General features: G+C 69.3%; 22 protein-coding genes and 4 pseudogenes. 18 read left to right on the top strand and 8 right to left on the bottom strand.

Annotated elements, in window-relative coordinates; genetic code table 11:
* Positions 1–59: 59 nt before the first annotated feature.
* Complete coding sequence (locus AW27_RS33945; protein WP_037930328.1) at positions 60–1,154, top strand: lytic polysaccharide monooxygenase auxiliary activity family 9 protein; 1,095 nt, start codon at positions 60–62, stop codon at positions 1,152–1,154.
* A gap of 878 nt (positions 1,155–2,032) precedes the next feature.
* Here the strand turns inward: AW27_RS33945 and AW27_RS33940 are convergent.
* The 3 genes from AW27_RS33940 to AW27_RS33930 form a co-directional block, all read right to left on the bottom strand.
* Positions 2,033–2,239, bottom strand: coding sequence for a hypothetical protein (locus AW27_RS33940; protein WP_304949975.1), 207 nt, complete (start codon positions 2,237–2,239; stop codon positions 2,033–2,035).
* Between the two features lie 108 nt (positions 2,240–2,347).
* On the bottom strand, positions 2,348–3,184 hold the full coding sequence (locus AW27_RS33935; protein ID WP_304949974.1) for a hypothetical protein: 837 nt from the start codon (positions 3,182–3,184) through the stop codon (positions 2,348–2,350).
* A gap of 88 nt (positions 3,185–3,272) precedes the next feature.
* Entirely contained in the window at positions 3,273–3,845 is a 573-nt protein-coding gene (locus tag AW27_RS33930) for a hypothetical protein (RefSeq protein WP_052031367.1), read from the bottom strand.
* Positions 3,846–4,286: 441 nt separating this feature from the next.
* Here AW27_RS33930 and AW27_RS33925 point away from each other — a divergent pair, with 441 nt between their 5' ends.
* The 4 genes and pseudogenes from AW27_RS33925 to AW27_RS33910 all read left to right on the top strand — a co-directional run bounded on the left by AW27_RS33925 (position 4,287) and on the right by AW27_RS33910 (position 6,646).
* Positions 4,287–4,451: a GIY-YIG nuclease family protein gene (locus AW27_RS33925; protein ID WP_157840326.1), complete on the top strand. Its 165-nt coding sequence runs from the start codon at positions 4,287–4,289 to the stop codon at positions 4,449–4,451.
* An 819-nt stretch (positions 4,452–5,270) separates the two neighbouring features.
* Positions 5,271–5,669 (top strand): DUF6415 family natural product biosynthesis protein, encoded by a 399-nt coding sequence (locus tag AW27_RS33920; RefSeq protein WP_172671436.1) that lies wholly within the window; start codon positions 5,271–5,273, stop codon positions 5,667–5,669.
* Between the two features lie 95 nt (positions 5,670–5,764).
* Positions 5,765–6,184, top strand: coding sequence for a hypothetical protein (locus AW27_RS33915; protein ID WP_037930478.1), 420 nt, complete (start codon positions 5,765–5,767; stop codon positions 6,182–6,184).
* Positions 6,185–6,277: 93 nt separating this feature from the next.
* Positions 6,278–6,646: pseudogene (locus AW27_RS33910) on the top strand (RidA family protein).
* Between the two features lie 56 nt (positions 6,647–6,702).
* Here AW27_RS33910 and AW27_RS33905 read toward each other — a convergent pair.
* Positions 6,703–7,527 carry a helix-turn-helix transcriptional regulator gene (locus AW27_RS33905; protein ID WP_037930319.1) on the bottom strand — a complete coding sequence of 275 codons (825 nt, stop codon included), beginning with the start codon at positions 7,525–7,527 and terminating at the stop codon, positions 6,703–6,705.
* A 50-nt stretch (positions 7,528–7,577) separates the two neighbouring features.
* Between AW27_RS33905 and AW27_RS33900 the strand changes: the two genes are divergently transcribed.
* The 11 genes from AW27_RS33900 to AW27_RS33850 all read left to right on the top strand — a co-directional run bounded on the left by AW27_RS33900 (position 7,578) and on the right by AW27_RS33850 (position 20,305).
* On the top strand, positions 7,578–8,009 hold the full coding sequence (locus AW27_RS33900) for a DUF2000 domain-containing protein (protein WP_037930316.1): 432 nt from the start codon (positions 7,578–7,580) through the stop codon (positions 8,007–8,009).
* Positions 8,010–8,028: 19 nt separating this feature from the next.
* Positions 8,029–9,039 carry a DMT family transporter gene (locus tag AW27_RS33895; RefSeq protein WP_063890663.1) on the top strand — a complete coding sequence of 337 codons (1,011 nt, stop codon included), beginning with the start codon at positions 8,029–8,031 and terminating at the stop codon, positions 9,037–9,039.
* 270 nt (positions 9,040–9,309) lie between these two features.
* A complete protein-coding gene (locus AW27_RS33890; RefSeq protein WP_172671435.1) occupies positions 9,310–11,256 on the top strand; it encodes an AfsR/SARP family transcriptional regulator in 1,947 nt (648 codons plus the stop codon).
* A gap of 50 nt (positions 11,257–11,306) precedes the next feature.
* Complete coding sequence (locus tag AW27_RS33885) at positions 11,307–12,635, top strand: cation:proton antiporter (RefSeq protein WP_052031365.1); 1,329 nt, start codon at positions 11,307–11,309, stop codon at positions 12,633–12,635.
* Between the two features lie 129 nt (positions 12,636–12,764).
* On the top strand, positions 12,765–14,555 hold the full coding sequence (locus AW27_RS33880) for a 2-isopropylmalate synthase (protein WP_052031364.1): 1,791 nt from the start codon (positions 12,765–12,767) through the stop codon (positions 14,553–14,555).
* A complete protein-coding gene (locus AW27_RS33875; protein ID WP_157840325.1) occupies positions 14,548–15,276 on the top strand; it encodes a hypothetical protein in 729 nt (242 codons plus the stop codon). The genes AW27_RS33880 and AW27_RS33875 overlap by 8 nt, the downstream gene beginning before the upstream one ends.
* A gap of 38 nt (positions 15,277–15,314) precedes the next feature.
* Complete coding sequence (locus AW27_RS33870) at positions 15,315–16,877, top strand: amino acid adenylation domain-containing protein (RefSeq protein WP_037930306.1); 1,563 nt, start codon at positions 15,315–15,317, stop codon at positions 16,875–16,877.
* A 56-nt stretch (positions 16,878–16,933) separates the two neighbouring features.
* Positions 16,934–17,893: a chlorinating enzyme gene (locus tag AW27_RS33865; protein ID WP_078557184.1), complete on the top strand. Its 960-nt coding sequence runs from the start codon at positions 16,934–16,936 to the stop codon at positions 17,891–17,893.
* A 41-nt stretch (positions 17,894–17,934) separates the two neighbouring features.
* Positions 17,935–18,162: a phosphopantetheine-binding protein gene (locus tag AW27_RS33860; protein WP_037930304.1), complete on the top strand. Its 228-nt coding sequence runs from the start codon at positions 17,935–17,937 to the stop codon at positions 18,160–18,162.
* A gap of 170 nt (positions 18,163–18,332) precedes the next feature.
* Positions 18,333–19,553, top strand: coding sequence for an aminotransferase class I/II-fold pyridoxal phosphate-dependent enzyme (locus AW27_RS33855; RefSeq protein ID WP_157840324.1), 1,221 nt, complete (start codon positions 18,333–18,335; stop codon positions 19,551–19,553).
* A complete protein-coding gene (locus tag AW27_RS33850; RefSeq protein WP_037930299.1) occupies positions 19,550–20,305 on the top strand; it encodes a thioesterase II family protein in 756 nt (251 codons plus the stop codon). Before AW27_RS33855 ends, AW27_RS33850 begins: the two co-directional genes overlap by 4 nt.
* Before the next feature lie 71 nt (positions 20,306–20,376).
* Here the strand turns inward: AW27_RS33850 and AW27_RS33845 are convergent, their stop codons facing one another.
* The 4 genes and pseudogenes from AW27_RS33845 to leuC all read right to left on the bottom strand — a co-directional run bounded on the left by AW27_RS33845 (position 20,377) and on the right by leuC (position 23,974).
* Entirely contained in the window at positions 20,377–20,769 is a 393-nt protein-coding gene (locus tag AW27_RS33845) for a cupin domain-containing protein (protein WP_037930461.1), read from the bottom strand.
* Between the two features lie 145 nt (positions 20,770–20,914).
* A complete protein-coding gene (locus AW27_RS33840) occupies positions 20,915–21,931 on the bottom strand; it encodes a 3-isopropylmalate dehydrogenase (RefSeq protein ID WP_370466730.1) in 1,017 nt (338 codons plus the stop codon).
* Between the two features lie 93 nt (positions 21,932–22,024).
* Positions 22,025–22,546 (bottom strand): annotated as a pseudogene (gene leuD / locus AW27_RS33835) (3-isopropylmalate dehydratase small subunit); the annotation flags it as partial.
* A gap of 3 nt (positions 22,547–22,549) precedes the next feature.
* Positions 22,550–23,974 (bottom strand): 3-isopropylmalate dehydratase large subunit, encoded by a 1,425-nt coding sequence (leuC, locus tag AW27_RS33830; protein ID WP_037931113.1) that lies wholly within the window; start codon positions 23,972–23,974, stop codon positions 22,550–22,552.
* A gap of 91 nt (positions 23,975–24,065) precedes the next feature.
* On the opposite strand from leuC, the pseudogene AW27_RS33825 reads away from it, so the two are divergent.
* Positions 24,066–24,692, top strand: a pseudogene (locus AW27_RS33825) (pyridoxal-phosphate dependent enzyme); the annotation flags it as partial.
* A gap of 184 nt (positions 24,693–24,876) precedes the next feature.
* Positions 24,877–24,972: pseudogene (locus tag AW27_RS34525) on the top strand (transposase); the annotation flags it as partial.
* Positions 24,973–25,170 lie beyond the last annotated feature (198 nt).

The following is a 25,170-nucleotide window of genomic DNA, read 5'->3' as shown; positions in this document are numbered from 1 at the left end:
TGTGCGTTTCTCCGCGGTGGCGGCCTGCAGGACGGGTTCGACCAAGAAGAGGAGGCGTAGTGGGCAGCAGGAACGCGACGGGACCGTCTGACCTTCGTGCCGAGGTCAGGTACCGCGACGACGGCAAGTACACGATGTACGGGATCAGCCTGCGCTGGCAGATCGGTCAGAACAGCCCCGACCATGGGACGTGGCCGCCTCCGGCGGACTGGGACGAGGGCAACGCGCCCTACCCGCGCGTGTACGAGGTGTGGCTGAACGACGAGCTGCGCCAGACGGTCTTCCTGCACTGGTCGGCGTGGAACTGGATGCAGTCCAACTCCCACTGGGTGGACCTGGGTGACGAGGAGCCGGAAGGGGTCTTCCAGGTGAAGATCCGCGCCAAGGTGGGCGATCAGTACACGCCGTTCACCAACGAGGTCACCATCGGCTCGCAGCAGAGCTTGATCCCCAAGTGGGTGGTGCGTCAGCCGCGCCACAGGGCACCCCTCGCTGCCGGAACCGCCAACGCGGATCCGCGGCACGGCACGGCCAACCACCCGGGCAGCCGGGCCGGCGCCGCGATCAGGGACAAGGACTCCTCACCGATCTGCGTCGAGGCACGCCGTCTCAACACCAGCACCGACTGGCAGGAAGTACTGCCGGGGGCCGACAGGATGCTCGCCGACTACCCGTGGAACAACGCCCAGAAGTACCTGGAGTACCGCAAGTTCTTCGAGGACGGCGCGCTCGCGTCCACGGGGAACCCGGCCTTCCGCGGCCTGGACCTGGCACCGGACGGCACGCTCGGGGACTGGCCCCTGACGGAGCTGGACACCTCGGCACCCACCCAGACCTTCACCTACGACTACATGGCCTACCACTGGGGCGAGACCTGGTCCCACCGGTGGTTCATCACCCGCCCCGACTGGGTCCCGGCCGACGGCCTCAGCTGGCATGACCTGGAGCCGACCCCGTTCCTGGTCGAGGTACACGGTTCGCCGAACGAGGAGGACTCCACCAGCTGGGAGTTCGCGTCCCTCCCGCGCCGGACCGGGCGGGCGGCGATCGTGGGTATCTGGGGCGGCCACGGAGGCCCCGATACGCCGCACGGTGAGAACGGCGGCAAGACGGGCGAGTTCTTCCTGTCCACCTGCGACGTGATGCTGCGCTAGCGGTCACCACGCACCCCGATCGGGCCCCGCACTGTCCTGCGGGGCCCGCTCGTCGGGGTGGCGGAGGACCGGCTGACGAGACCGCGCACGGTCCCGGATCTGGCGGCCGCCACCCCACCAGGGGCACCAGGGCGGAGCTCCCGGGCACGTGGCCTCAGGGCATGAAGACGCGGCAGCCACCCCGTCCGCGCCCGCCCCCGGCGCCCCGGCCGAACTCACGGCCCGGCTTAGCCGACCGGCGTGCGGAGCGGTGGGGCCGGGACGCGGCCCCGGACGACGGTGCTGCAGCCGAGCCCCCCGTCAGGCCACAGGAGGCAAGGCGACCGCAGGCCGCAGCCACCCGGCCGGGCGGAAAGCCTCTGCCGGCCTCCACGTTCACTCCGATGGGCTGCGCGACTCGTCGATCGCGCCGCTGCCCGGGACGCTGCCCGAAGGAGACAAGGCACGCCGGACGACACCACGCACTGAGCTGGTTGAACTGGCGCCGCAGACGCCAAGCAGTCGCCCGCCGCTGTCACTACCTGCGGCGTTGTCCCACGATCGAGGGGCGGTCTCCATGAGACCGCCCCCGCACGACCGAAGTCCCGCTACACTCCCGCCACCCAGCGAAAGACCAGGTCAGACACCGAAATCCTGCTGGAGTACTAGGCGGGAACTTGGCGCCGATGGCCGTCCCACTGACGGATAGTGCGCCAATGGCCGTGCGGCTATACGGAACGAGCGTTCGTGCGACGGAGTGTCTGCGACGGCGTCCCCCCGTACGCTTGCGGTAGCTGGCCGTGAACGTTCCGAGGTGGGGAACCCACGCCCTCCTCCAGGAAGGGGCTGCGGCCATGCGCGCCTCGGTCGTTCCGGCCGCCTGAGCGAAACAGCTACAACTACACGGCCGCAACGACGGGCCCCTGGGCGGACCTGGTGCGCTGTATGGCCGTCAGCCTGAGGGCGAAGAGCGGCGCGAGGACCGCGGCCACGATGTCGAGGACGCCCCGCCGGTCGTGAGCCGGAGGCCGCAGATGACGCAGGCCCGGCCCGCCTGCTGGTCCCACACCAGCCCGTACGGCGTCGGCGGGCGCACCCTGGCGCACATACCGGAAGCGTCACGACGGCTCCCGGTACGGGACGGCCGCGGCCGTCTGCCAGCGGGCCGGCCCACGAGTTCGGACGCTTCAACGGATCCCGTAGAACGACTATGGCTACGGCCCTGATCCGCCGGACAGGACCTGGGCGCCGCCGACGCGCGGGGTCCTCGACACCTTGATGAGCGCCGGCTGGGTGACGCCTGTCGCGCGAAGAGCGTCGATGAGGATCTCAGTGACCCAGGTGGCGCAGTCCAGCGACCACTCGCGGGCGGTGCAGCGGAAGGACTGCCCGTACCGGAGGTGGCCCGCTTCCGTCTCCCCGGCCAGGGGCAGCGCCAGCCCGGACTCCGGGATGGCATCATCGGACGGCTCCGGCTCGATGGTGAGTTGCCCGTACGAGCTCTCAAGGGCGGCCGCGAGAATCTCGGGCATCCGACCTTGGAGGTCGGCGGTCTTCGTGCCGGCGACCGACACGGTGAACCCGGCCGAGCCGACGGGATCGGCCAGGGCGAACCACTCGGCGGCCACGGCCAGGTCGGCGCGGGCGTCCTGTGCCTCGTACAAGGGGGCTACGGTGTGCAGGCCAGTGAGGCGGAAGTCGCCGACGCGGTGGAGGGCGTCACCGAGCACGGTGGCCATCGGGAGCACGGGCAGGCGCTGCCCCGGCGGTGCGTCGGCGACGTCGACCTGGAGCCAGGCGAGTTGGCGCACCCTCTCGCCCTCGCCCGTCCGACGGTCGCGCCCCTGCTGTCCCCAATCGCCACCCGCGTCGTTGTGGCCCCAGCGCACGCCGTGCGGCCCTGCGGCGTGGAAGGAGCTCCAGCCGTAGGCGACCGTACGCCTGACCGCGAGTGCGAAGACGTCCTGGGTCTCGGCGTCCACCCAGGGGTGCAGGGCGAGTACGCCGTGGACCCCCATGATCATGGGTGCGGGAATGGAGGCTTCCGGCACGGCGCTCTCCTCGTGCTCGATAAGGCGGTGTCCTGCCCCGATCGCAGGGGCAGGACACCGAGGTTGCGTCAGAACGACACGCCGGGCGTCAGAACGCGCCGCACCACAGCTTCTGGGTCTTGGTGACGGCCTTCTCCGGCGAGTCATTGACACCGATGATGTCCACGTCGATCCGGCTGCGCCACTGCACCTGCATGATGCGGTTCGTGCAGACCTTGCGGGCGGCGGCCCGGTTGGCGCTGCCGGTACCGGAGTACACCGTCTTGCTGCCGGTGGCGACGGTCTTCCACTTGTTGTCGCGGTAGTCCAGTGCCTGGAGCTCGATGGTGACCTTGGCCTTGGTGCCGGGACCGCTGATCTTGACCCACCAACCGTGCCCGGACGCGGCGGCCGGGGCCGTGCTGGATATGTGGACGTTGTCGCCGTTGGTGTAGAAGACACCGGCGCTCGGAGCGCCCTGCGGCTGCGAGACCGCGGCGGAGTCAGGGCCCTCCTCGCCGAAAATGGACCCCTCCTCGGAAAGGTCGCCGGGTGTGAGGGCTTCGGAGACGAAGCCCGCGTCCGCCGGCCCATCGGGTTCGGCGGCGTGGGCGGGCACGGCGGTGGAGAGGCCGAGAATGATCGCGGACGAGACCGCGGCAGCGGCTGCGAACGTGCGCATGGTGGTAGATCCCCCTGTGGGCAGAGCCGCCCGAGGCGAGCTCTGAGGTACTGGTCGCCGGCCACCCTACAGACCGGAGAGACGGCGTGCGCAGGCAATTCCCGCCCCGTGGATCACAGCGGGCCGGGTTCGGCGCTCATGGCGATGGCGCATCCTGAAGGGGTGTCGGGAGCAGTCCAACGGGGTTATCGCGTACAGGGTTCCGGGAACAGCGGGGCGGAACTGTCCGTGTCTCCGGTACCGGTGTCCTGACTCGGGCGTGAGTAGTTGACGTACAGGAAATGTCGCGGTCGGCGGGGCGCACACGCTCAGCTCGAACTCTTCCATCGAGTTCGCCAGCGCCCGCTTCGACCGCGCCGCCTCCAGCGCTTTCGCGTCGAGGCGGAAGAACTGCTCCAGCTTCCCGGGGGAAGGAGCAGTACCAGCTGCAAGGCTCACCCCGTGACCGAGACCCCCACAGCCGTGTACCGGCTCTACGACGCGGCCGGCTACCTGCTCTACATCGGCTCATCCGGTGATCCCACCCGCCGCTGGCGCGAGCACCACAAGGAGATGTTCTGGTGGCGAGAGGTCGTCCGCCACGAGCGCCAGTGGTACGCCTCGTAACGGCTGGCTCGAGCCGCGGAGAGCGAGGCGATCTTCTGGGAGCAGCCTCGCTACAACAAGGGCGAGCCCGGCCCCGTGCTGCCCTCCGGAGTGCCCCGGCAGCCGCACGGTGCCTGGATCGCCTACCAGTCTCGGGAGCTCCGACTCGCCCTCTGCCGAGAGTGGTTCATGTGGAGACTCCACCTGCAGGACGGCATCGAGACGGAACGCGAGACGCTCCACCGGATCGTCCTGCTCCTGCTGAGGGCTCGCTTGGCGAACCTACGTCGCGGGGAGCCGCTCCTTGTGGGTGAAGTAGCTGAGGCGGACCCGGCCGTGGCGGTCGGGGTGATCAGCAGCTGCACGGCCGAGGAGGGCATACCGCATCGCGTCGTCTGCCGGGCTCTGGGGGTGTCGGAGTCGTGGTGTTACAAGTAGCGCGACCGGCCGCCGACTGAGCGGGAGCTGCGCCGGCAGCACCTGGCGGAAGAGATCGAGGAGATCTTCGATCGGTCCGGGGGCACCTATGGCTAACCGAATGTGTTCATCGAGCTGGTGCGCCGGGCCTGGCGGGTATCGGTGAACACCGTCGCGAACTGATGGCCGAGCTCGGGCTGGCGGGCCGGAAGGCCAAGCGCCGCCGGTCGCTGAACAGGCCGGGCAGGCCGCCCCGGACTTCGTCCGCCGTGACTTCAGTGCCGAGGAACCGCCCGCCTTCGGCCGGCTCTCCCCGGCGCTCCTAGCCCGCGCCGACCGCGGCTACGCCCGCTTCCTCGTCGTCCAGGCCCCGGACGCCGACACCGGCGACCACGACCAGGACGACGACGCGGCGGGCGCCCGATGAGCAGCACACACCTGGTCCTCCACGACCCCGAGGGGCGCCTCGACACTGAACTCCCCCTCGACCGGGAGCTCCACAAGGCTCTGGTCAAAGCCGTGCTCGGATGGACCGGGAACCCCAGCCTGCCGCCTGCGGACCTCCAGCAGATCGCCCTGCTGCTCACCGGCACCGCCCGCGCCGTCGCTGCCGATGTCCGCCGCGCCGCCGACCTGCTGCCCGAAGACCACGCCGCCCGCGCTCTGGCCGACGTCGTCCTCGCCGAAGCCGACCGCTGCCTGTCCGTTCCGCCGGACGGCACCGCCCGCTGCGCCCAGAACCGGGCCCGGCTCGTCCGCGCCCTGTACGAGCGCCTGGACCGCCTCGCGGGCGTCGCACCCCAGGCCGCCATGGCCCCCTGAGACCACCGCGCACCCGACCGGGACCGGATCCCTTCGGGTGCGCGGTGCACGGCACCACCCCTGGCCCAACCCGGGCCGGGGGAGCACCACTCGACATCGAGAGGGGCGCCACCGTAAGCACCGCAACCACCGAACTGGGACGGTTCCTGACCATCACCGGCCAGCGCTTCCGCACCGGCCAGTCCGCACCCGAGATGTTCTCCCCGGCCGTCGACAAGGCGTGGCACGAACTGCTGGGCACCCCCGCCTACAAGGCCCTGTGCCTGGAGACCGCCGGCCAGCCCATCCGCCACGTCGCGAACAACGGACACGGCCCCATCGCCTGGGTCGCCGCCTACGAAGAGGCGGACGGGCCGCTGCCGGAGATCTGGTTCACCGACGCCGACGGCAACCTCGACCAGGGCGCCATCGCCCGCTACCGGGAGACCGGCACCGTGGTCGCGGAGTGGGACTGCGGCCCCGCCGGCGGCGGCGACGACGTCGCCCCGGACCAGGCGGAGACCGCCCGCCGGTGACCACCGGCCGCACGAACGCAGCGCACGATCATTGCGAAGGTGCTGTACCGGGGTGGCCGCGAGAAGAGCCTCGAGTGAGTCAACCCGGCGGAGCTGTCGCCGGCGAAGGGCTTCTCGCACGCGGTGGCAGCGACCGGCTTTCGGCTGGTGTTCCTGGCTGGGCAGACCGCCCTGGACACGGCGGGGAAGGCGGTGGGGGAGAGACCCTGCCGGAGCAGTTCGAGCAGGCCCTGTCCACCTTGCTGACGGCCCTCGCGGTGGCCGGGGGCGCCCCGGCGGACCTGGCCGTGTCACCGTCTACGCGGTGGACGTGGAGGCGTACCGCGGCTGCGCGGGGGAACCCGGCGGGATCTGGCGGAGGCTGGTGGCCGGGACTACCCGGCGATGGCCGTGGTCGGCGTGGTCCGCCTCTGGGAGCATCAGGCCCTCGTCGAACTCGACGGCGTCGCGGTCCTGCTGTAGCCGGGCGTGGGGGAGGAGCAGGAGGCGGCCCGGATCGGCGTGCCGGACACCCGGCGTCACAGCAGGTGGGCGGTCGCCTGTACGGCCGGCGCACTGCCCGCGTAGCGACCCGGGCTCGTGCCGAGGACGCGTTTGAAGTGCCGGTGGAAGTGCGACTGGTCGTAGAACCCGGCGGCGACCGCGACCTGACGGGGTGACATGCCGCTGAGCAGCAGCTTGCGCGCCAGGTCGACCCGCCGACTGGTCACGTACTGGTGCACCCCCATCCCGAACTCGCGGCTGAACACCCGTACCAGGTGGGCCGGATGGACGTGCAGCGCAGCCGAGGCCTGCTGGAGGCTGACCCCCTCCACGAACCGGGCGTCGAGCAGCTCGCGCAGCCGGTGCGCGATCCCGGGCTCCCTGACCGCGGAGCGGTCCTGCACACGCTGGCGCAGGTGGTCGCGCAGCCGTTCGGAGACCAGCGCCAGCCGGCTCTCGACCTCCAGCTCGTCCCCGCGGCACTCCAGGGCCTCGTGGAGCTGGTGGATCCGCTGGCGCAGCAGGGGGTCCTGAAGGACGGGGGAGTCGACCGCCAGCCCGATGAGATCGTCTCCCAGCTGGGTCGAGTCGAGGTACATCACGCGCTTTTGAAAACCGCCCGGGGTGACCGAGCGTCCATTATGTGGGACGTGCGGGGGAAGCAGTGTGACTATCTGGTCCAGGGCACCGTGCTCGTGGCGTCCCAGGTTGTATCGGACCATGCCGTCGTCGACGATCAGCAACGTCCAGGTCTCGTGTGTGTGCATGGGGTAGACGTGGTCGGTGATGCGGGCGTGGAATACCTCTTCGATTCCGACGAGGGGCGGATGCCAGGCCCGGAGCTCTGGTTGATCAACCATGCAAAGATCGTACAAGACTCCCCGGCGCGGGAAAGAGTTGAATCGTGTCCATGGAAAACGCCAGCGAACCCGTTCGTTTCGAGACAAAGATCGCGGTCGTCCTGAGGGACGATCTTCAGACATGGCAGCGGCTGAACATGACCGCCTTCCTGGTCAGTGGCATTGGCCGAAAGGTGCCGGAGGTAATCGGAGAGCCCTATTCCGACGCCGACGACACCGAGTACCTGCCCATGTTCCGCCAGCCCGTGCTGGTCTTCGAGGCTGGCAAGGAGGCCCTCGTCACGGCCCACCAGCGTGCCGTGACCCGCGGGGTTCCCCTGTCGGTGTTCACCTCGGACCTCTTCACCACCAACAACGACCGGGACAACCGTGCCGCCGTGCGCGCCGTGCACCGGGACAACCTGGACCTCGTGGGCATGGCCGTCTACGGACCCCGCAATGCCGTGGACAAGATCATCAAGGGTGCCAGGATGCATCCCTGACGCACCCCGGGGGCGCATCATGCACAACCAGACGACATCGCGGAGTGAATCCGTCAACGCGCATTTCTATCTCCTCGCGACCATGGCCTTCTTCGGCAGTGCATTCGCCAGTTCGAAGATGGTGGTCGGGAACATGCCTCATCAAGTCGCGGCGGTTCTCAGATTCGGGGGCGGTGCGCTCATCCTGCTTCTCCTGCTCGTTTTCATGAGCCGGAAGCCAAAAGGACCGAAGATCACGTTCCGTCAAGTGTGCAGGGCGGCGGCAGTGGGTCTCATCGGAGTCTTCGCGTATAATCTGTTCTTCTTCTGGGGGCTTTCTCTCGCCCCCTCCATCGATGGGAGCATCATTGTTCCGGTGCTGAGCCCCGTCATCACGACGGCCATCCTTCTCGCCCTCGGGCGGGAAAAGGCGTCGGCTCCCCGAATAGGGGGCCTCGCGCTGGGGCTCGCGGGTGCGGTGGTCTTTTTCGTCGGGGCCGGAGGTGCCGGCGTCGACGCCCGGGGATCGCGGTTGGCGGGCGACCTCGTCTTCCTCCTCGGAGCCTTGTCGTGGGCGGTGTACAGCATCGCCTCGAAGAAGGTCCTGGTGGGAATGGACCCGCTGCGGGCGACGACTTTCGGCACGCTCACGGGCGCCCTGGGGCTGCTGGTTTTCGCCATCCCGTCCCTGCCTGAGGTCGACTGGAGCAGACTGTCCGGCCACACCTGGGCCAACGTCGTCTACCTGGCCATCGGACCGACCGCCGTGGCCTACCTCTGCTACTACCGCGGGCTGCGCGTCGTCAGCCCCTCGACGGCGACAGTGATCATGTTCACCGTCCCGGTCTTCGGAGTGACCTGTGCCGTCATCTTCCTGGGGGAGTCCTTCACCGGCCTCCAGGCCGTAGGCGCCGCCGTCATGCTGGCCGGCGCCCTCCTGGCCGTCACCCAAGGCAGGTTCCGGCGACCGCCGGCGGAGACGCCGACCGGCCCCGTGGGCTCCGGGGCGCCGGGCCAACAGGTCCGGGCGACCGAGCCGATAGGCAACTGACACCTGCATACAGGTGCTTTCAGGCCACCCAGCGGCAACGCGTCACCATCGGGGGGATGGTGATGCATCCCGCGTCCCGTCCCAGGCTTCACCCCAGCCTGGGCGGGCTTCCCATTCCTCCCCCCGTCGCCATGCAACGACGCGGGCGACGGCAATCGCCCACTGTTCAGAATGCAAGATCGGGGTCTCAACTTCATGCACGACGTGGAGTTTCGGGTACTGGGTCCGCTGGAGCTCACACTCAGCGGACGCTCGGTGCCCCTCAGGGGGATGAAACACCAGATCGTTCTCGCCTCATTGCTGCTCTCGGAGAACCGACGCGCCTCCATTGGCCGGCTCGTCGACGCGGTCTGGGGCCCTACACCGCCCAGCACCGCCGAGAAACAGATCCGCAATGCCGTCTCCGACCTGCGCACGGTCATCGCTCCCTCGGGCGCGGCCATCATCGCGGTCGCGGACGGCTACAGACTCGACATACTCCCGGCCAGGCTGGATCTCCACCAGTTCGACCAGCACGTGGCCCGCGCCCGCACTCATCTGGGCGAGCAACGCCCGGCGGACGCCATCGTCGAGTTTCGCGCGGCGTTGTCCCTGTGGAGCGGTCCGATGCTTTCGGGGATTCACAGTGACGCACTTCAGGCCCAGGTCGCGGGCGTGAATGAAGTGCGGCTGTCGGTGGTCGAGGAATGCATCGACCTCGAACTCGCCCGCGACCGGCACACCAGCCTCATCAGCGAGCTCGCCGCGTGGGTTGCCGAGTACCCGCTGCGCGAGCGCATGGTCGCCCAGTACGTCCTCGCCCTGTACCGGTCCGGTTCCCGGGCCCGCGCCTTCGCCGTGTACGAACAGGCGCGCCGCCGCCTCGTGGATCAGCTCGGCCTCAGTCCCGGCCCCGAGCTGATGGAGATCCACCAGCTGATGCTGCGCGAGGACACCGACACCCCGCCGGACAGCGCCTCCCCGCACCGCGGCGCTCGGATCTCAGCCCCGCAGCCGGTCGTAGCACGGCTCACCCCCCTGCCGGAGGGCTCACAGGACACCGCCCCCCGAACGGATCCGGTCACCGCGGCGAGCCCCGGCCGGCCCCCTGCTCCGCCCTTACCCGACAGTCTGCCGCCGGACATCGTCCACTTTGTGGGACGCGAGGCAGAAGTCGGGACCCTCCTCGGCGAAGCGGGCCAGCCCGGACCGCGGCGCGTTCTCGCCGTCGACGGAATGGCCGGGGTCGGCAAGACCGCCCTGCTCCTGCACGTCGCCCACCGCATCGCGGGCGACTACCCGGACGGCCGGTACTTCCTGGACCTGCGTGCTCACGGCCCGTACCCCGACCCGCTCGACCACCGCGAGGCGCTCCGCAGGCTCCTGACCTTGTCCGGGATGGCCGAGCGCGAACTCCCCGACACAGACGAGGAGCTGGGCGCGGCCTGGCGGGCGCGCACCGAAGGCCGGCGCCTGCTCGTGGTCCTCGACAACGCCACCTGCGCCGAGCAGATACGCCCCCTGCTCCCCGCCGGGGACGCGGGGCTGACGCTGGTCTCCAGCAGGCGCCGGCTGACCATGACCACGTGGTCCGCGACCCAGGTCCTCTCCCTCGACGTACTCACCCCGGCCGACAGCCACGAGCTGTTCTGCAGGGTCCTCGGCAAGCGCCATGTCCGGCCCGATCAGCACGAGGCCGCGCCAGTCCTCGAACTCTGCGGCCACCTGCCCCTGGCGATCTCCGCCGCAGCCGCACGGCTGCGCCGTCGGCCGTCGTGGCAGCTGTCCCATCTGGCCGCACGGCTGGCCGATCCCGTCTGCCGGCTCTCCGACCTGCGGACCGAACAGGGCGGTGTCGCCGACCGCTTCGACGACTCGTACCACCGGCTCAACGCAGGCCAGCAGCGGCTGATGCGCCTCCTCGGGGTCGCCGGGGACCACCACACCGACGTGGCCACGGCCTCCGTCCTGGCTGGACTTCCCGTGTACGTCGCTGAGCACATGCTCGAAGACCTGGTCGACGAGCACTTGTTGTCCCACCCCGAGCCCGGCCGGTACTGCATGCACCCGCTGGTGAAGACGTACTGCGCCCAGCTGCGCGACCCCGACGAGGACGGCGAGAAGCGAGCCGCTCCGGCACCGCCGGCCTTCAGCACCGCACGGCCGACGGCCGATGCCGCACCTGCGGCTGCCGCAGGCTCCGCTGCGGACTGCGGGGCGCGGCTCCTGGCCGCCTGATCAGCACCCTTCTCCGTCCCCCGTACGACCACCTTCCTCGGAGTCGTCCCATGACCGGACACCTACTCGTCGATTTCTTCCTCGCCTTCGCCCTGGCCCTCGGAGCCGCCCGGGTGCTCGGCGCGCTCGCCCAGCGGGTCGGCCAGCCAGCCGTCGTCGGCGAGATCTGCGCCGGGCTGCTCGCCAGCCCGATGATCATCGCCGCCGCAGGAGCAGAAACGATTCTGCCCGCAGTCGTGCAACCTCTGCTCGGCGCCCTCGCCAACGTGGGCCTGGCCACGTTCATGTTCATCGTCGGCTACGAGATCGAGGGCGGATTCGGCCGCAACCGCCGCAAGGCCACCCTCGGAGTCGCCGCCGGATCCGTCGTCGTGCCCCTCGTCGCCGGCGCCGCACTCGCCGTGCCGCTCGCCGACGCGTACGCCCCCGACAGCAAGGGCGCGTTCGTGCTCTTCGTCGGCGTGGCCATGTCCGTAACGGCCTTCCCGGTCCTCGCCCGGATCCTCTCCGACCGAGACCTGGCCCGGCACCCCGTCGGCGCGCTCACCCTCGCTGCCGCTGCGGTCGGCGACCTCATTGCCTGGATCTGCCTCGCGGGTGTGGTCGGCTACGCCGGGACCTCCGGGCAGTGGCGCATGGCCCTGGTGCCCGTTTACCTCCTCGTCCTGATCGCCGTCGTGAAGCCGCTGCTGCGCGTGATGGCCCAGCGGGCCGCCGACCGCGGCACGCCTGCCGAACGGGTCGTGCCCGTCCTCGTCGTCGCACTGATGCTCTCCTGCGCCGCGACCGAGTGGATCGGCATCCACTTCGTCTTCGGCGCCTTTGCCTTCGGCGCGGTCATGCCCCGCGGCGAACTGGGCGGGCTGCGTAAGCAGATCATGCGGCAGATGAGCCAGGTCGGGCACATCCTGCTTCCCCTCTACTTCGTGATCGTCGGGACCAAGGTGGACCTGTCCGCGTTCTCCGTCTCCGCCGTGCTCACCCTCCTCGCCGTGATCGGCGTGGCCATCGTGTCCAAGGCGGGCGGCACCTATGCCGGTGCCCGGCTGGCAGGACTCCCGCACGCCGCCGCCCTGCCGGCCGCGGTCCTCATGAACACCCGCGGCCTGACCGAGATCGTCATCGTGGCCGTGGCCCTCGACATGGGCCTGATCAACGAGGGCTTCTATTCCATGATGGTCGTCATGGCCGTCGTCACGACCGCCATGACCGGGCCGCTACTCAACCTGTTCGGTGTGCGCGGACAGGAAAAGGACCGCGCGGAGACCGGCACGCCACTGGAGGCGGCTGCACCGGAGATGACCTCCCCGGAGATTTTCGCCGAATTCCCCGTGTCCGGCACCGAACCGCTCGCGGAATCGGCCCGAAAGAGCTCCTGAGGCCGTCCCGAGGACCGGCCGGGGATGGGATGAGGACACCCCCTCCTACATTTTGAATCAAGAACCGGTCGAGAGGTCCTTTCCGCTCGTTGCCGGCCGCATCTTACCGACGTCAAAGGGAGGCATAGAATGACCGAGGCACCCCCGTCGCCCCTCACCGCTCCGGGAATCAGGACTCCTGCCGGTCCTCACCGCACCGACCAGCCCTGGTGGAACGCGCAACGCGGATCCGCCATGCCGTTCCAGCGCTACAACCGGACCGCACCCCGGCTGCCACAGGAGCTCACCGACCGGACCTGGCCGTCGAACACCCTGGTCAAGGCCCCCCTGTGGGCTTCGGTCGACCTGCGGGACGGAAACCAGGCGCTGAGCAGCCCCATGGACATCGAGCGCAAGACCCGGATGTTCGACCTGCTCGTCCGCATGGGATTCAAGGACATCGAGGTCGGATACCCATCCGCCAGCGAGGCCGACTTCTCCTTTCTCCGTACACTGATAAAGCAGGACCGGATCCCCGACGACGTCACGATCTCGGTCTTCACCCCGGCCCGGCCCGAGCTGATCGACCGGACCTTCGAAGCCATCGAGGGCGCCGACCGGGCCATGGTGCACCTGTGCAATGCGACCGCCTGCCTGTGGCGGGACGTCGTATTCGGGATGACCGCCGACGAGGTCCAGCAGATGGCGCTCCGTTCGGCCGAGCGGATAGCCCGCCACGCGGACGCCGCCAAGGGAACACGACTGCGCTTCGAATACTCTCCGGAAACGTTCAACGTCACCGAGCCGGAGTTCGTACTCGAGGTCTCGAATTCCATCATCTCTCTCTGGGACGCGAGCCCCGACCGGCCGGTCACCCTCAACCTGCCGACCACCGTGGAGACCGACTCGCCGCACGTCTTCGCCGACCAGGTCGAGTGGATGCATCGCAACCTCGAGCGGCGCGACGCCGTCGTCCTGTCCGTGCACCCGCACAACGACCGCGGCACGGCCGTGGCCGCCGCGGAGCTCGCGGTCCTCGCCGGTGCCGACCGCATCGAGGGCACCCTCTTCGGGAACGGCGAGCGCACCGGCAACGTTTGCCTGGCCACCCTCGGCCTGAACCTGTTCAGCCAGGGCGTCGACCCCCAGCTCGACTTCTCCGACATCGACCAGATCCGCTCCACGGTCGAGTTCGCCAACCAGATGCCCATCGGCGCCCGCCATCCCTATGTCGGCGACCTCGTCTACACCGCTTTCTCGGGAACCCACCAGGACGCCATCGCCAAGGGCCTCGCCGACATCGAACGGCAGGCCGCGGAAGCCGGGACCACCACCGAGCAGATCCCGTGGGACGTCCCGTACCTGCCCATCGACCCCAAGGACGTCGGCCGCACCTACGAGTCCGTCGTCCGCGTCAACAGCCAGTCCGGCAAGGGCGGCGTCGCCCACGTACTCAAGAGCGTCTACGGCCTCGACCTGCCGCGCGGGATGCGCGTGGAGCTGGCGAAGGAGGTGCAGGCGGTCGCCGACGGCGACGGCATCGAGCTCACCTCCCGGCAACTGCACGCCGTCTTCTCCCGCATGTACCTCGACACGGACACCCCGGCCCTGGTGCTCAAGGAGTTCGAGGCGACCAGGGAGGCAGCGGCCACCGTTGTCGACGCCCTCGTCGTGGACGCCTCGGGCCTGCAGACCCGGATCACCGGCACGGGCCCCGACATCGCAGCCGCCTACACTGCCGCCCTCGCCGCACACGGCATCGACGCAGCCCTGACCGAGATCACGGCCCACCCGGTCAGCGACAGCCTCGGTACCCGCTACGCCGCCTACGCACGGCTCGCCCTCGCCGGCGCCACCTGGTACGGAGCCGCCCTGGCCGGCGACGAGGACACGGCACGGCTGGCCGCCGTCACCTCGGCCGTGAACCGGGCCCGTGCCTGAACAGGGCCGTCCCGGCCGCGAACCCTCCCTCCCCGCCCACCCCTCCACCCGCGCGAGCCGAGAGATGGACTTCACCTTCAACGAGAGCGACGAGGACCCCGGCCGCGACTGCTTCGTCTACACCGCCCACAGCGAACTCGACCTCCTCGCGATCGAGGCGCTGCGGGAGCAGACCGCAACAGACCTGTTCGGCATCGCCACCGCTGCGACCGAGGCATCGGATCCCCACCGGTTCCACACCTCCCACATGCTGGTCCTCGTCGAGGGCGAGCTGGTGGCTGGCGCCGAGCTCGTCGCCTACTCGCCGCTTGGACTGCCGCTCTGCGAGTGGCCGGACCTCGACGGCGTCCTGCGCCGCAGCCGTCGCCTCGTCCAGGTCCGACGGCCCTTCGTCCGGCCCGGATACGCGGACCGGGCCCTGCCCGAACTGCCCTTCGGGGCGGTCGGCGGACTCGTCAAGGGCTGTCTGCAGTGGGCCGTGTCGCACGACGTCGGTGAGGTCGTGGCCGAAGTGGCCACAGGCCGGGCCGCGTCACGCCTGGCCGAGCTGGGGTTCATACCCGTCGCCGGCGCCCGGTCGACGGGACCGGTACGGACCCGCCGGATCGGCGTGAGCGAGCTCGTGGCCCGCGGGTTCCACCCCGGGAACCCCTTCTACAGCTATCTGCTCGCCAGCGACAAGAGCCTCCTGCTCGGCGCGCCCGTCTCAGCCCTCGCCTGAGCGTCTTCCTACCCCGTACCTCGAAGGGAACCCTTCCGATGTCCCTCAAGGGCCGACAGCTGCCCCTGCCGGATGATCTCCTCGTCCACCGCGTCTTCGAGGCCCACGTTCGCCGCGCCCCCGACCAGACGGCACTGACCTGCGGCGACGAGCGCGTCACGTACGCCGAGCTGAACGAGCGGGCCAACCGGTTCGCCCACCACCTCATCGGCCTCGGAGCCGGCCGCGGCTCGGTCGTCGGCGTCTGCCTCGACCGGACCCCCGACCTGCTCACCGCCATCCTCGGCATCCTCAAGGCGGGGGCCGCCTACGTGCCGCTGGACCCGACCTACCCGGCGGAACGCCTGCGCCTGATGGTCTCCCAGCTCGACGTCCTCAAGTTCAACGTGGCCTCCGCGGAGACCCGCGAGCTCATCGCCGATGCCCCGGGCGAACTGCTCGCCATCGACGAACTGCGTACGGAACTCGTCCTCCAGCCGACCACCGACCCGGTGGTGGACCTTGCCTCCGACGACCTGTGCTACGTGGTGTTCACGTCCGGGTCGACCGGCAGGCCCAAGGCCACCGCGGTCCGCCACGACGGCTGGTACAACCTGCTCGAATGGCTGCGCGTCGCGTACGGACTGGGCTCGCACTCCAGCGGCCTGACCGTCAGCTCCTTCGGCTTCGACATCAGCCAGCGTGGCCTGATGGCACCGCTGTTCTGCGGCGCGGCCCTGCACCTGCTGCCCAGCCGGGTCTTCGACACCGGCATGGCCTACCGGCTCATCGCCGCCCACGGCGTGCGCCAGCTGCACTGCGCGCCCAGCACCCTGTACGTCCTCATCGACTACGAGCGGGCGCTCGGCGGGGACGCGCTCACCAAGGTCGGCCACGTGTTCATCGGCGGCGAGCCACTCAATGTGGCCCGTATCGAGGAGTGGGCCACCCAGCCAGACAACACCTGTGCCCTCCTGCACCAGTACGGCGTGGCCGAGTGCACCGACGTCGCCACCTCGCACCTCCTGGCCGATTACCCGCGCTACAAGGGCACGGCAACCCCGGTCGGTGAGCCCGTGTACAACACGGAGATCCACCTGCTGGACGAGGACCTGGCAGAGGTACAGGACGGCGAGACCGGGGAGATCTGCATCTCCGGCCGCAGCGTCAGCGCCGGATACCTGGGCGCCTCGCCCGCCGACTCCGCCCGCTTCACCTCGATCGAGACCCCCGGCGGTCCCCTGCGGATCTACCGGACCGGCGACCGCGGCTACCTCACCCCGGACGGGGAACTGGTGATCGTCGGCCGGTCCGACGCCCAGGTCAAGATCCGCGGCATGCGCATGGACCTCGGCGACGTGGAGCACGGTGTCCGGGGCCACGGCCTCGTCCAGGACGCGGTCGTCCTAGCCCTGCCCGACGGCAGAGGCGAACTGGGTCTCGTCGGCTTCGTGGTGCCGGTCGCCGGCGCCGTGCTCGAACCGCGAGCCCTGTCCCAGGACCTGCTGCGGACCCTGCCGCGAAACATGGTCCCGCAGGTGTTCACGGTCCTCGACGCCTTCCCCCTGAACCCCAACGGCAAGACCGACCGCCGGGCCCTCGCGACCCTGGCGCGTCCCTGACCAGCACTCCTGTCCTTCCGCACACCACACACGCAGAGCAGAGGAACGACATCACCATGACCACCGAGATCGACCAGCAGCGCCCCACTCCCGCCGCGCAGATCGCGAACAACGCGGTCATCCCCGATGACATCAAGGCCGACATCAAGCAGTTCGGCATCGACGGCTTCACCGGCCCGATCAAGCTGTACGAGCCCGAGGAGGCCGCGGCCCTGATCCGGGAGATCCGGATCAACAACCAGGACTCCTCGAAGGCGCTCTACCAGAACAGCGTCAACTACGACCGGCACTTCGACATCCCTGAGCTCAGCCGGCACGTCACCCACCCGACAATCATCAAGTACCTCACGGCGATCCTTGGCCCCGACGTCCTGAACTGGCGCACCGAGTGGTTCCCCAAGTTCCCGGGAGCCAAGGCGACCGAGTGGCACCAGGTCCGCGACTACAGCTACGCCAACGGCAAGCCGCAGCTCCTGCCGACCGAGTCGGAGTGGAACGCCTTCATCGACATCACCGTCTGGACGACCTTCACCCCGGCCACCCGGGACCGGGCGTGCATGAAGTTCGTCAAGGGCTCGCAGCGCGAGTGGATCTTCGACGAGCACAAGGCGACCGAGGCCGGCCGCGGCGCCGACTACGACGTGGCCCACGCCAACACCGGCTTCTTCGGCTATGACTTCGCCGACTTCAAGATCGACCCGAAGTGGGAGCCCCGCTCCGAGGATGTCGTCGAGATGGAGATGCAGCCCGGCGAGGCGGTCATCTTCACGGCCTCCTGCGTGCACGGCTCCACCCCGAACCTGACCGAGCGCGAGACTCGCTTCGCGATCGCCAGCCGCTACGTACCCACCCACGTCCGCGTCTACCCCGGCCAGGACTCCTTCAGCGCCCACGGCGCCACGTTCGACCTCGCCGACTACGGCAGCGTCCTCGTGGCGGGCGAGAACCGCTACGACCACAACCGCATCCGCACCGAGAACAACCACGGGACGCCGTTCGGCTGGACCCAGAGCTGACCCCGCCCTTCCCGACGAACGAGTCCCGAAAGGACCCCGCCATGATCGCCGAGCAGATCCACGCCATCTGGAGCCGCGAGCTCAAGCTGGCAGAATTCTCCGACACCGACGACTTCTTCGACCTGGGCGGCCACTCGCTGATCATGACCCAGATCCAGGTCGCGATCCTCACCGAGCTCGGCATCGAGATCCCGATGGACCAGCTGTTCCGCAAGTCCACGGTCCAGCAAATCTCCGAGCACATCGAGGCCGCCCGCTCGGCCGCCTGACGGCCGATCGCCGCAGTCCATTCCCGCACCACGCACCCGTCCGCCGGGGGCCGGCCCCCAGGGCCCGGTCCCCGGCAGTCGTGCATCCCATCCACCACAAGGAAGAGCACCCAGTGCAGCTATCGAGTCGGGGCCGGCAAATGTACCGGCTGTCGGGCATCCGCAGCATCATGGAGGACATCGCTGCAGCCGGTCAGGACGCAGACGACGGCGCATGGCTGAACCTCAGTCCCGGCAACCCCTCCCACATCCCCAAAGTCGTCGCGGCCTGGCAGGAGATGACCCGCGCGGCGGTCGAGGAACGGTTCGTGGAGGCCAGCACCAGCTACGGACCCTCCCGGGGAACCACCGGACTGGTCGACGCCGTCGTCGACTACTTCAACCTCACCTACGGGTGGTCCATCGGCCCGGAGAACGTCGTCGTCGGCCCCGGCAGCCAGATGCTGTCCTTCGTCGCGACCACGCTCTTCACCGGCCCGTCCTCGGACGGCCCCGTTCGTCCCCTGGTCCTACCGCGGCTTCCCGACTACACCGGCTACCAGGGACTCGGCCTCGACCCCGGCGGGATCATCGGCATCGAGCCCCTGATCGTAGAAGAAGGCAGACACGCCTTCCGGTACGCCGTCAACCTTGACGCCCTCGCCCGGCAGCGCGACATCGGCCTCATGCTGCTGTCCAACCCGGCCAACCCCACCGGCAGCAGCATCGAGACAGCCGAACTCAAGTTCCTCATCTCCATCGCCGAACAGCACGACGCCCCGCTGGTCATCGACCACGCGTACGGAGAACCATTCCCCGGCGTGGTGCAGACCCGCGTCGCACCCGTACTCCACCCCCAGGTGATCAACCTCTTCACGCTGTCCAAAGCCGGACTCCCCGGCGAGCGCATAGCATTCGCGATCGGCCCCGCCGAGCTCATCGACCCGATGGTGTCCTTCATCGCCAACTCGGCACTGCACACCCCGCAGCTCTTCCAGACGGTCGCCGAGGAGATGCTCGCCACGCGCCGCATCGACGTGCTGACCACCCAGCACATCAAGCCGTACTACAGGGCCAAACGGACCATGGCGGAAACCCTCCTCGCGGAGGCCCTCCCCGACGACCTGAACTGGCGCCTGCACACCAGCGACGGGGGCATGTTCTGCTGGCTGTCCTTCGACCACGACTGGTTCGACGACCTCGAAGTGTACGAACTGCTCAAGCGCAAGAAGATGTTCGTGGTCCCCGGCCGCCACTTCTTCGTACAGCCCCTCGACACGCCCTTCCTGCGCACCCACGGCCGCAGCTGCATCCGCCTCAGCCTCAGCCCCGACGAGTGGGACATCGCCGAGGGCATCAACCGGCTCGCCGAGACTCTCCTGGAACTGCGCGACGCGCGGAGCGCTCGGTGAGCGGCTCCGGCCGCTGGCTGCGCCGGCACCCCGTCGATGGCCCGGTGCGCAGCCGGCTCGTCTGCCTGCCCCATGCCGGCGGCACCGCGGGCTCCTTCGCCTCATGGGCCGCACTGCTCCCCGGCGGAACCGAGCTGATCGCCGTCCAGTACCCGGGCCGGCAGGACCGGATCGCCGAACAGCCCATCGAGGAGATGGGGCAGATGGCCGACCGGCTGGCCGAGGCACTGCGCCCGCTCCTAGACGTTCCGGTCCACCTCTTCGGCCACAGCATGGGCACCGGCCTGTCCTACGAGGTCGCCCGCCGCCTGGAGGACACGGACGGCTTCGTCATGAGCCACGTGTTCGTCTCCGCGAGGCCGGCCCCGCACCGGATCGACGGCGAGCACCGGCACCGCCTCGACGACGCGGAACTCGTCGCCGCGATGCGGAGCCTGGGCGGGCCCGACGCCGCGGTCTACGACCACGCGGGCCTGCTGCCGATCATCCTCCCGCCGCTGCGTGCGGACCTCGCCCTCCTAGACCGCTACCGGCCGGAGGCCCTCACTCCGCTGAGCGCGCCTATCACGGTGCTCGGCGGGGCGGACGACCACACCTGCTCGGTCGAGGAACTCCGGTCCTGGTCCGAGGCCACCACAGCACCCACCCGGGTGGAGACATTCCCAGGCGGACACCACTATCTCCGGGAATGCGAGACGGATATCGTCCGCCTCGTCTCCGCCGAACTGACGGCCGCGGATTCCCGGCGATAGCCCCGATGGAAGACGTGCCGCGGGACCCGCCCCCCAAAGGGGCGGGCCCCGCAAGTTTTCACGTACGGAAATCAGATCACGCGGTGCCCGGTCGTGGCGTCGACATAGTCGGGGACCTCTTCGTGGGTGTCCCCGACGGTGAGCGTCCCGGTGGGCTCGACCATGAGGATGTGCGCCTCCTCGTCGGCCACCGGTTTGTGCTCGGTGCCCAGCGGGACCACGTACGTGTCGCCCTGATCGAGGGTGACGGACCGCTCGGCATCCGCCTCGCGCAGATGGATGACCAGCCGGCCGGACATCACGATGAACAATTCGTCCGTGTCGTGGTGTGCGTGCCAGATATATTCGCCATGAAATTTCGCCACGCGTACGTCGTAGTCGTTGAATTGGGCGACGATACGCGGACTCCACAGGTCGCTGAACGAATCAAGCGTTGCCTTGATGTTCACTGGCTTACTCGTCATGATTTTCATCCTGTCCGAATTGACGGTCCCGATCAAGGGGGTCGATGGAAGGCAATCGGAATTCCCTGCCCTGCCGGAAGGGAAAAGTGCACGCCGCCCGTTTCTCCTGTGCGGGGAATCGGGCGGCAGCGCTGGTACCGGGGTGTCAGCCGGCTGCGCGCGCGGCGAGGGCGTCGCCGATCGCGTCGGTGGAGCGGAAGGTTCCGTCTCGTTCGGTGAGGTCGGCGGAGACCGCGTCCTCGATGCGGACGGCCTCGTCCTCGTAGCCGAGGTGGCGCAGCAGGAGGGCGACCGAGAGGATCGTCGCGGTCGGGTCCGCCTTCCCGGTGCCGGCGATGTCCGGGGCCGAGCCGTGGACGGGCTCGAACATGGACGGGAAGGCGCCGGTCGGATTGATGTTCCCGGAGGCGGCCAGGCCGATTCCGCCCGTGACGGCCGCGGCCAGGTCGGTGAGGATGTCACCGAAGAGGTTGTCCGTGACGATGACGTCGAAGCGCTCCGGCTGCGTGACGAAGAAGATCGTCGCGGCGTCCACGTGCAGGTAGTCGGTGGTGACCTCGGGGTACTCCCGGCCGACCTTGTCGAAGATGTTCTTCCACAGGTGGCCCGCGTACACGAGGACGTTGTTCTTGTGAACGAGCGTCAGCTTCTTGCGGGGGCGGGCATTGGCCCGCTCGTAGGCGTCGCGGACGACGCGCTCGACACCGTACGCGGTGTTGACGCTGACCTCGGTGGCCACCTCGGCGGGGGTGCCGGTGCGCAGGCTGCCGCCGTTGCCGGTGTACGGACCCTCGGTGCCCTCGCGGACGACGACGAAGTCGATGTCCGGGCGGCCCGCCAGGGGGGTGGCGGTGTTGGGGAACAGCTTCGACGGCCGCAGGTTGATGAAGTGGTCGAACGCGAAGCGCAGCTTCAGCAGCAGGCCGCGCTCCAGCACGCCGGACGGGACCGAGGGGTCGCCGATGGCGCCCAGCAGGATCGCGTCGTGGCGCGCCAGGGCTTCGAGTTCCGCGTCCGGGAGGGTCTCGCCGGTGCGGTGCCAGCGCTGGGCGCCGAGATCGTATTGCTTGGTCTCCAGCTTCACATCCTGGGGCAGGACCGCGGTAAGGACCTTGAGTCCCTGAGCCACGACTTCCTGGCCGATGCCATCACCGGGGATCACTGCGAGGTTCAGCACGGAAGGCCCCAACTGCTCGGTGCTCGGTTTGAAGGCGGGGCGGGTGCTTTCGTAGGTGGCGATGTCCGCTTCGTTCTGAAGGGTGAGCGAGATGTCGTCGAGGCCTTCGAGGAGGCGCCAGCGGGCGTTGTCGTCGAGTTCGAACTCGGCCACGACGCCTTCGGCGCGCACCTGGCGGTCGACGAGGTCGACGGTGATCTCGGCGGTGGGGTCGGCCTCGGTCAGCTTCCACAGACGCTCGACGGTCTCCTGCGGCAGGACCACGGTCAGCAGGCCGTTCTTCAGCGAGTTCCCGCGGAAGATGTCGGCGAAGCGGGAGGAGATGACCGCCTTGAAGCCGAAGTTCTGCAGGGCCCAGACGGCGTGCTCGCGCGAGGATCCGGTGCCGAAGTCGGGGCCGGCGACGAGCACGGTCGCACCGGCGCGCTCCGGACGGTTCGTGACGAACTCCGGGTCCTTGCGCCAGGCCTCGAAGAGCCCGTCCTCGAAGCCGTCGCGGGTGATCTTCTTGAGCCAGTGGGCCGGGATGATCTGGTCGGTGTCGACGTTGCTGCGGCGCAGCGGGACGGCCCGGCCGGTGTGGACGGTGAAGGCTTCCATGGTTCAGACTCCGGCGGTCGCGTCGGCGGCGGACAGGTCGGCGGGCGAGGCCAGATGGCCCAGCACCGCTGTGGCGGCGGCCACCTGCGGGGACACCAGGTGGGTACGCCCGCCCTTGCCCTGCCGGCCCTCGAAGTTGCGGTTGGAGGTGGACGCGGAGCGTTCACCGGGCGCCAGTTGGTCGGGGTTCATGCCCAGGCACATCGAACAGCCCGCGTGCCGCCACTCGGCCCCGGCCTCCTTGAAGACCTTGTCCAGACCCTCTTCCACGGCCTGGAGGGCCACGCGGACCGACCCCGGAACGACGAGCATCCGTACCCCGTCGGCGACTTTGCGGCCCTCGATGATCCCGGCCACGGCGCGCAGGTCCTCGATGCGGCCGTTGGTGCAGGAACCTACGAAGACGGTGTCGACCGTGATGTCGCGCAGCGGCTGCCCGGCGGTCAACCCCATGTACTCCAGGGCCTTTTCGGCGGCGAGGCGCTCCGAAGCGTCCTCGTACGAAGCCGGGTCGGGGACGCTGGCCGACAGCGGCGCGCCCTGGCCCGGGTTGGTGCCCCAGGTGACGAACGGGGACAGCGCGGAGCCGTCGATGACGACCTCGGCGTCGAAGACCGCGTCCTCGTCGGTGCGCAGGGTCTTCCAGTACGCGACGGCCGCGTCCCAGTCCTCGCCCACCGGGGCGTGGTCGCGGCCCCGGAGGTAGTCGAAGGTGGTCTGATCGGGGGCGATCATGCCCGCCCGGGCGCCGGCCTCGATCGACATGTTGCAGATGGTCATGCGGGCTTCCATCGAGAGCTTCTCGACGGCCTCGCCGCGGTACTCCAGGATGTAGCCCTGGCCACCGCCGGTGCCGATCCTCGCGATGATCGCCAGGATCAGGTCCTTCGCGGTGACCCCGTCGGCCAGCTCGCCGGTGACCGTGATCGCCATGGTCTTCGGACGGGCCAGCGGCAGGGTCTGGGTGGCCAGCACGTGCTCGACCTGACTCGTGCCGATACCGAAGGCCAGCGCACCGAAGGCACCGTGCGTGGAGGTGTGCGAGTCACCGCAGACCACCGTCATGCCCGGCTGGGTCAACCCCAGCTGCGGCCCCACGACGTGGACCACGCCCTGCTCGACGTCGCCCAGCGGATGCAGGCGCACACCGAACTCGGCACAGTTCCTGCGCAGCGTCTCCAGCTGCGCCCGGGAGACCGGGTCCGCGATCGGCTTGTCGATGTCGAGGGTGGGGGTGTTGTGGTCCTCGGTCGCGATGGTGAGGTCGAGGCGCCGGACCTTGCGGCCGGCCTGGCGCAGCCCCTCGAAGGCCTGCGGGCTGGTCACCTCGTGCAGCAGGTGCAGATCGATGAAGAGGAGGTCGGGCTCGCCCTCGGCGCGCCGGACGACATGGTCGTCCCAGACCTTCTCCGCGAGTGTCCTACCCATCGCTTTCCCTCCGGCCGACGAAGATCCGTGTCATACCGGTCGACGCTAGAAGGCGATCTCCCCGCCCCGTCCTTGATCGGTCCTCACGACGGGACGCGGGACGGAGGACCGTGATGCCCTGGTCGCCGAGATCGCCACCCGCGACGGCCTGGCCGTCGTCCCCTCGGCGGGGTCCCGCCACGTGATGGCCGGGGCCGGGACCGCCGCCCTGGAACTCCTCACCGAGCACCCCGAGATCGAGACCCTCGTTGTCCCCGTAGTCGGCGGCGAACTGGCCGCTGGATCCGCCACCATCGCCAAGCACCTGAACCCCGGCATCAAGGTCATCGGCGTGGAACCCGAGGACGGCGCCGACACCCTGCTGTCGATGCGCTGCAACTGGCGCATCGCCCTGCCCGAGGCGCCCGCCACCATCGCCGACGGCCTCGGCCACACCAGCCCCTCCCCGCTGACCTGGGCCGTCAACTCCCTGCTCCTGGACGCCGTCGTGACCCTGACGGACCAGGACATCACCGCCGCCATGGCGTTCGCCTTCCGGCACCTGAAGGTCGTGGCCGAACCGACCGGCGCCTGCGTCCTGGCCGCCGTCCTTGGCGGCCACGTCCCCCACGAGTCGGGGACGATCGGCGTGGTGATCTCCGGCGGCGGCGTGGACCTGCCCACCTTCCACCGGCTCATCAGCCAGCCCTCCCACCGGAAGGACCCCGCCCGTGCCTGACCTCGACCTCTCCTTCCCCACCGTCACGCAGTACGCCAGCCCCGACCTGATCGCCGCGTTCGCCTACCAGGGCCGCGACCACGGCTTCTGAGTGGTCGTTAAGTCCGAGTTCTCTTCGTTCGTGATCGCTCGATCGTGGTACTGATCGCGGTCCGGGCTGCTCGATGGGCATGTCCATGTTGAGATGCGGGGCGTGATGAGAGAGCCGTATCTCAGCGATTTGTCGGATGGGCAGTGGGCGTTGATCGAGCCGATGATCACGGCCTGGAAACAGGGCCGGGTGTCGTGGGTCGTCTTTTGTGCGCAGTGTGCGTGTTCTGAGCTGGGGGTTTCTCAGTTGTAGTGGGCCGTTTTTGGTGCTGCTGAGCGTGGCTTGGTGAGGTCTTGCAGGTCTTTGGCCTGGCGTTGTGCAGGTTGTTTGGGTGGCGTGCAGATGGGGTGGGCCGCTACTTGAAACGCTGTGGACGATCACGTAATT

The sequence above is a fragment of the Streptomyces sp. PCS3-D2 genome (assembly GCF_000612545.2).
Classification (GTDB): Bacteria; Actinomycetota; Actinomycetes; order Streptomycetales; family Streptomycetaceae; genus Streptomyces.
The sequence above is the reverse complement of the archived record's forward strand: the minus strand, read 5'-3'. Positions and strand labels throughout refer to the sequence as shown.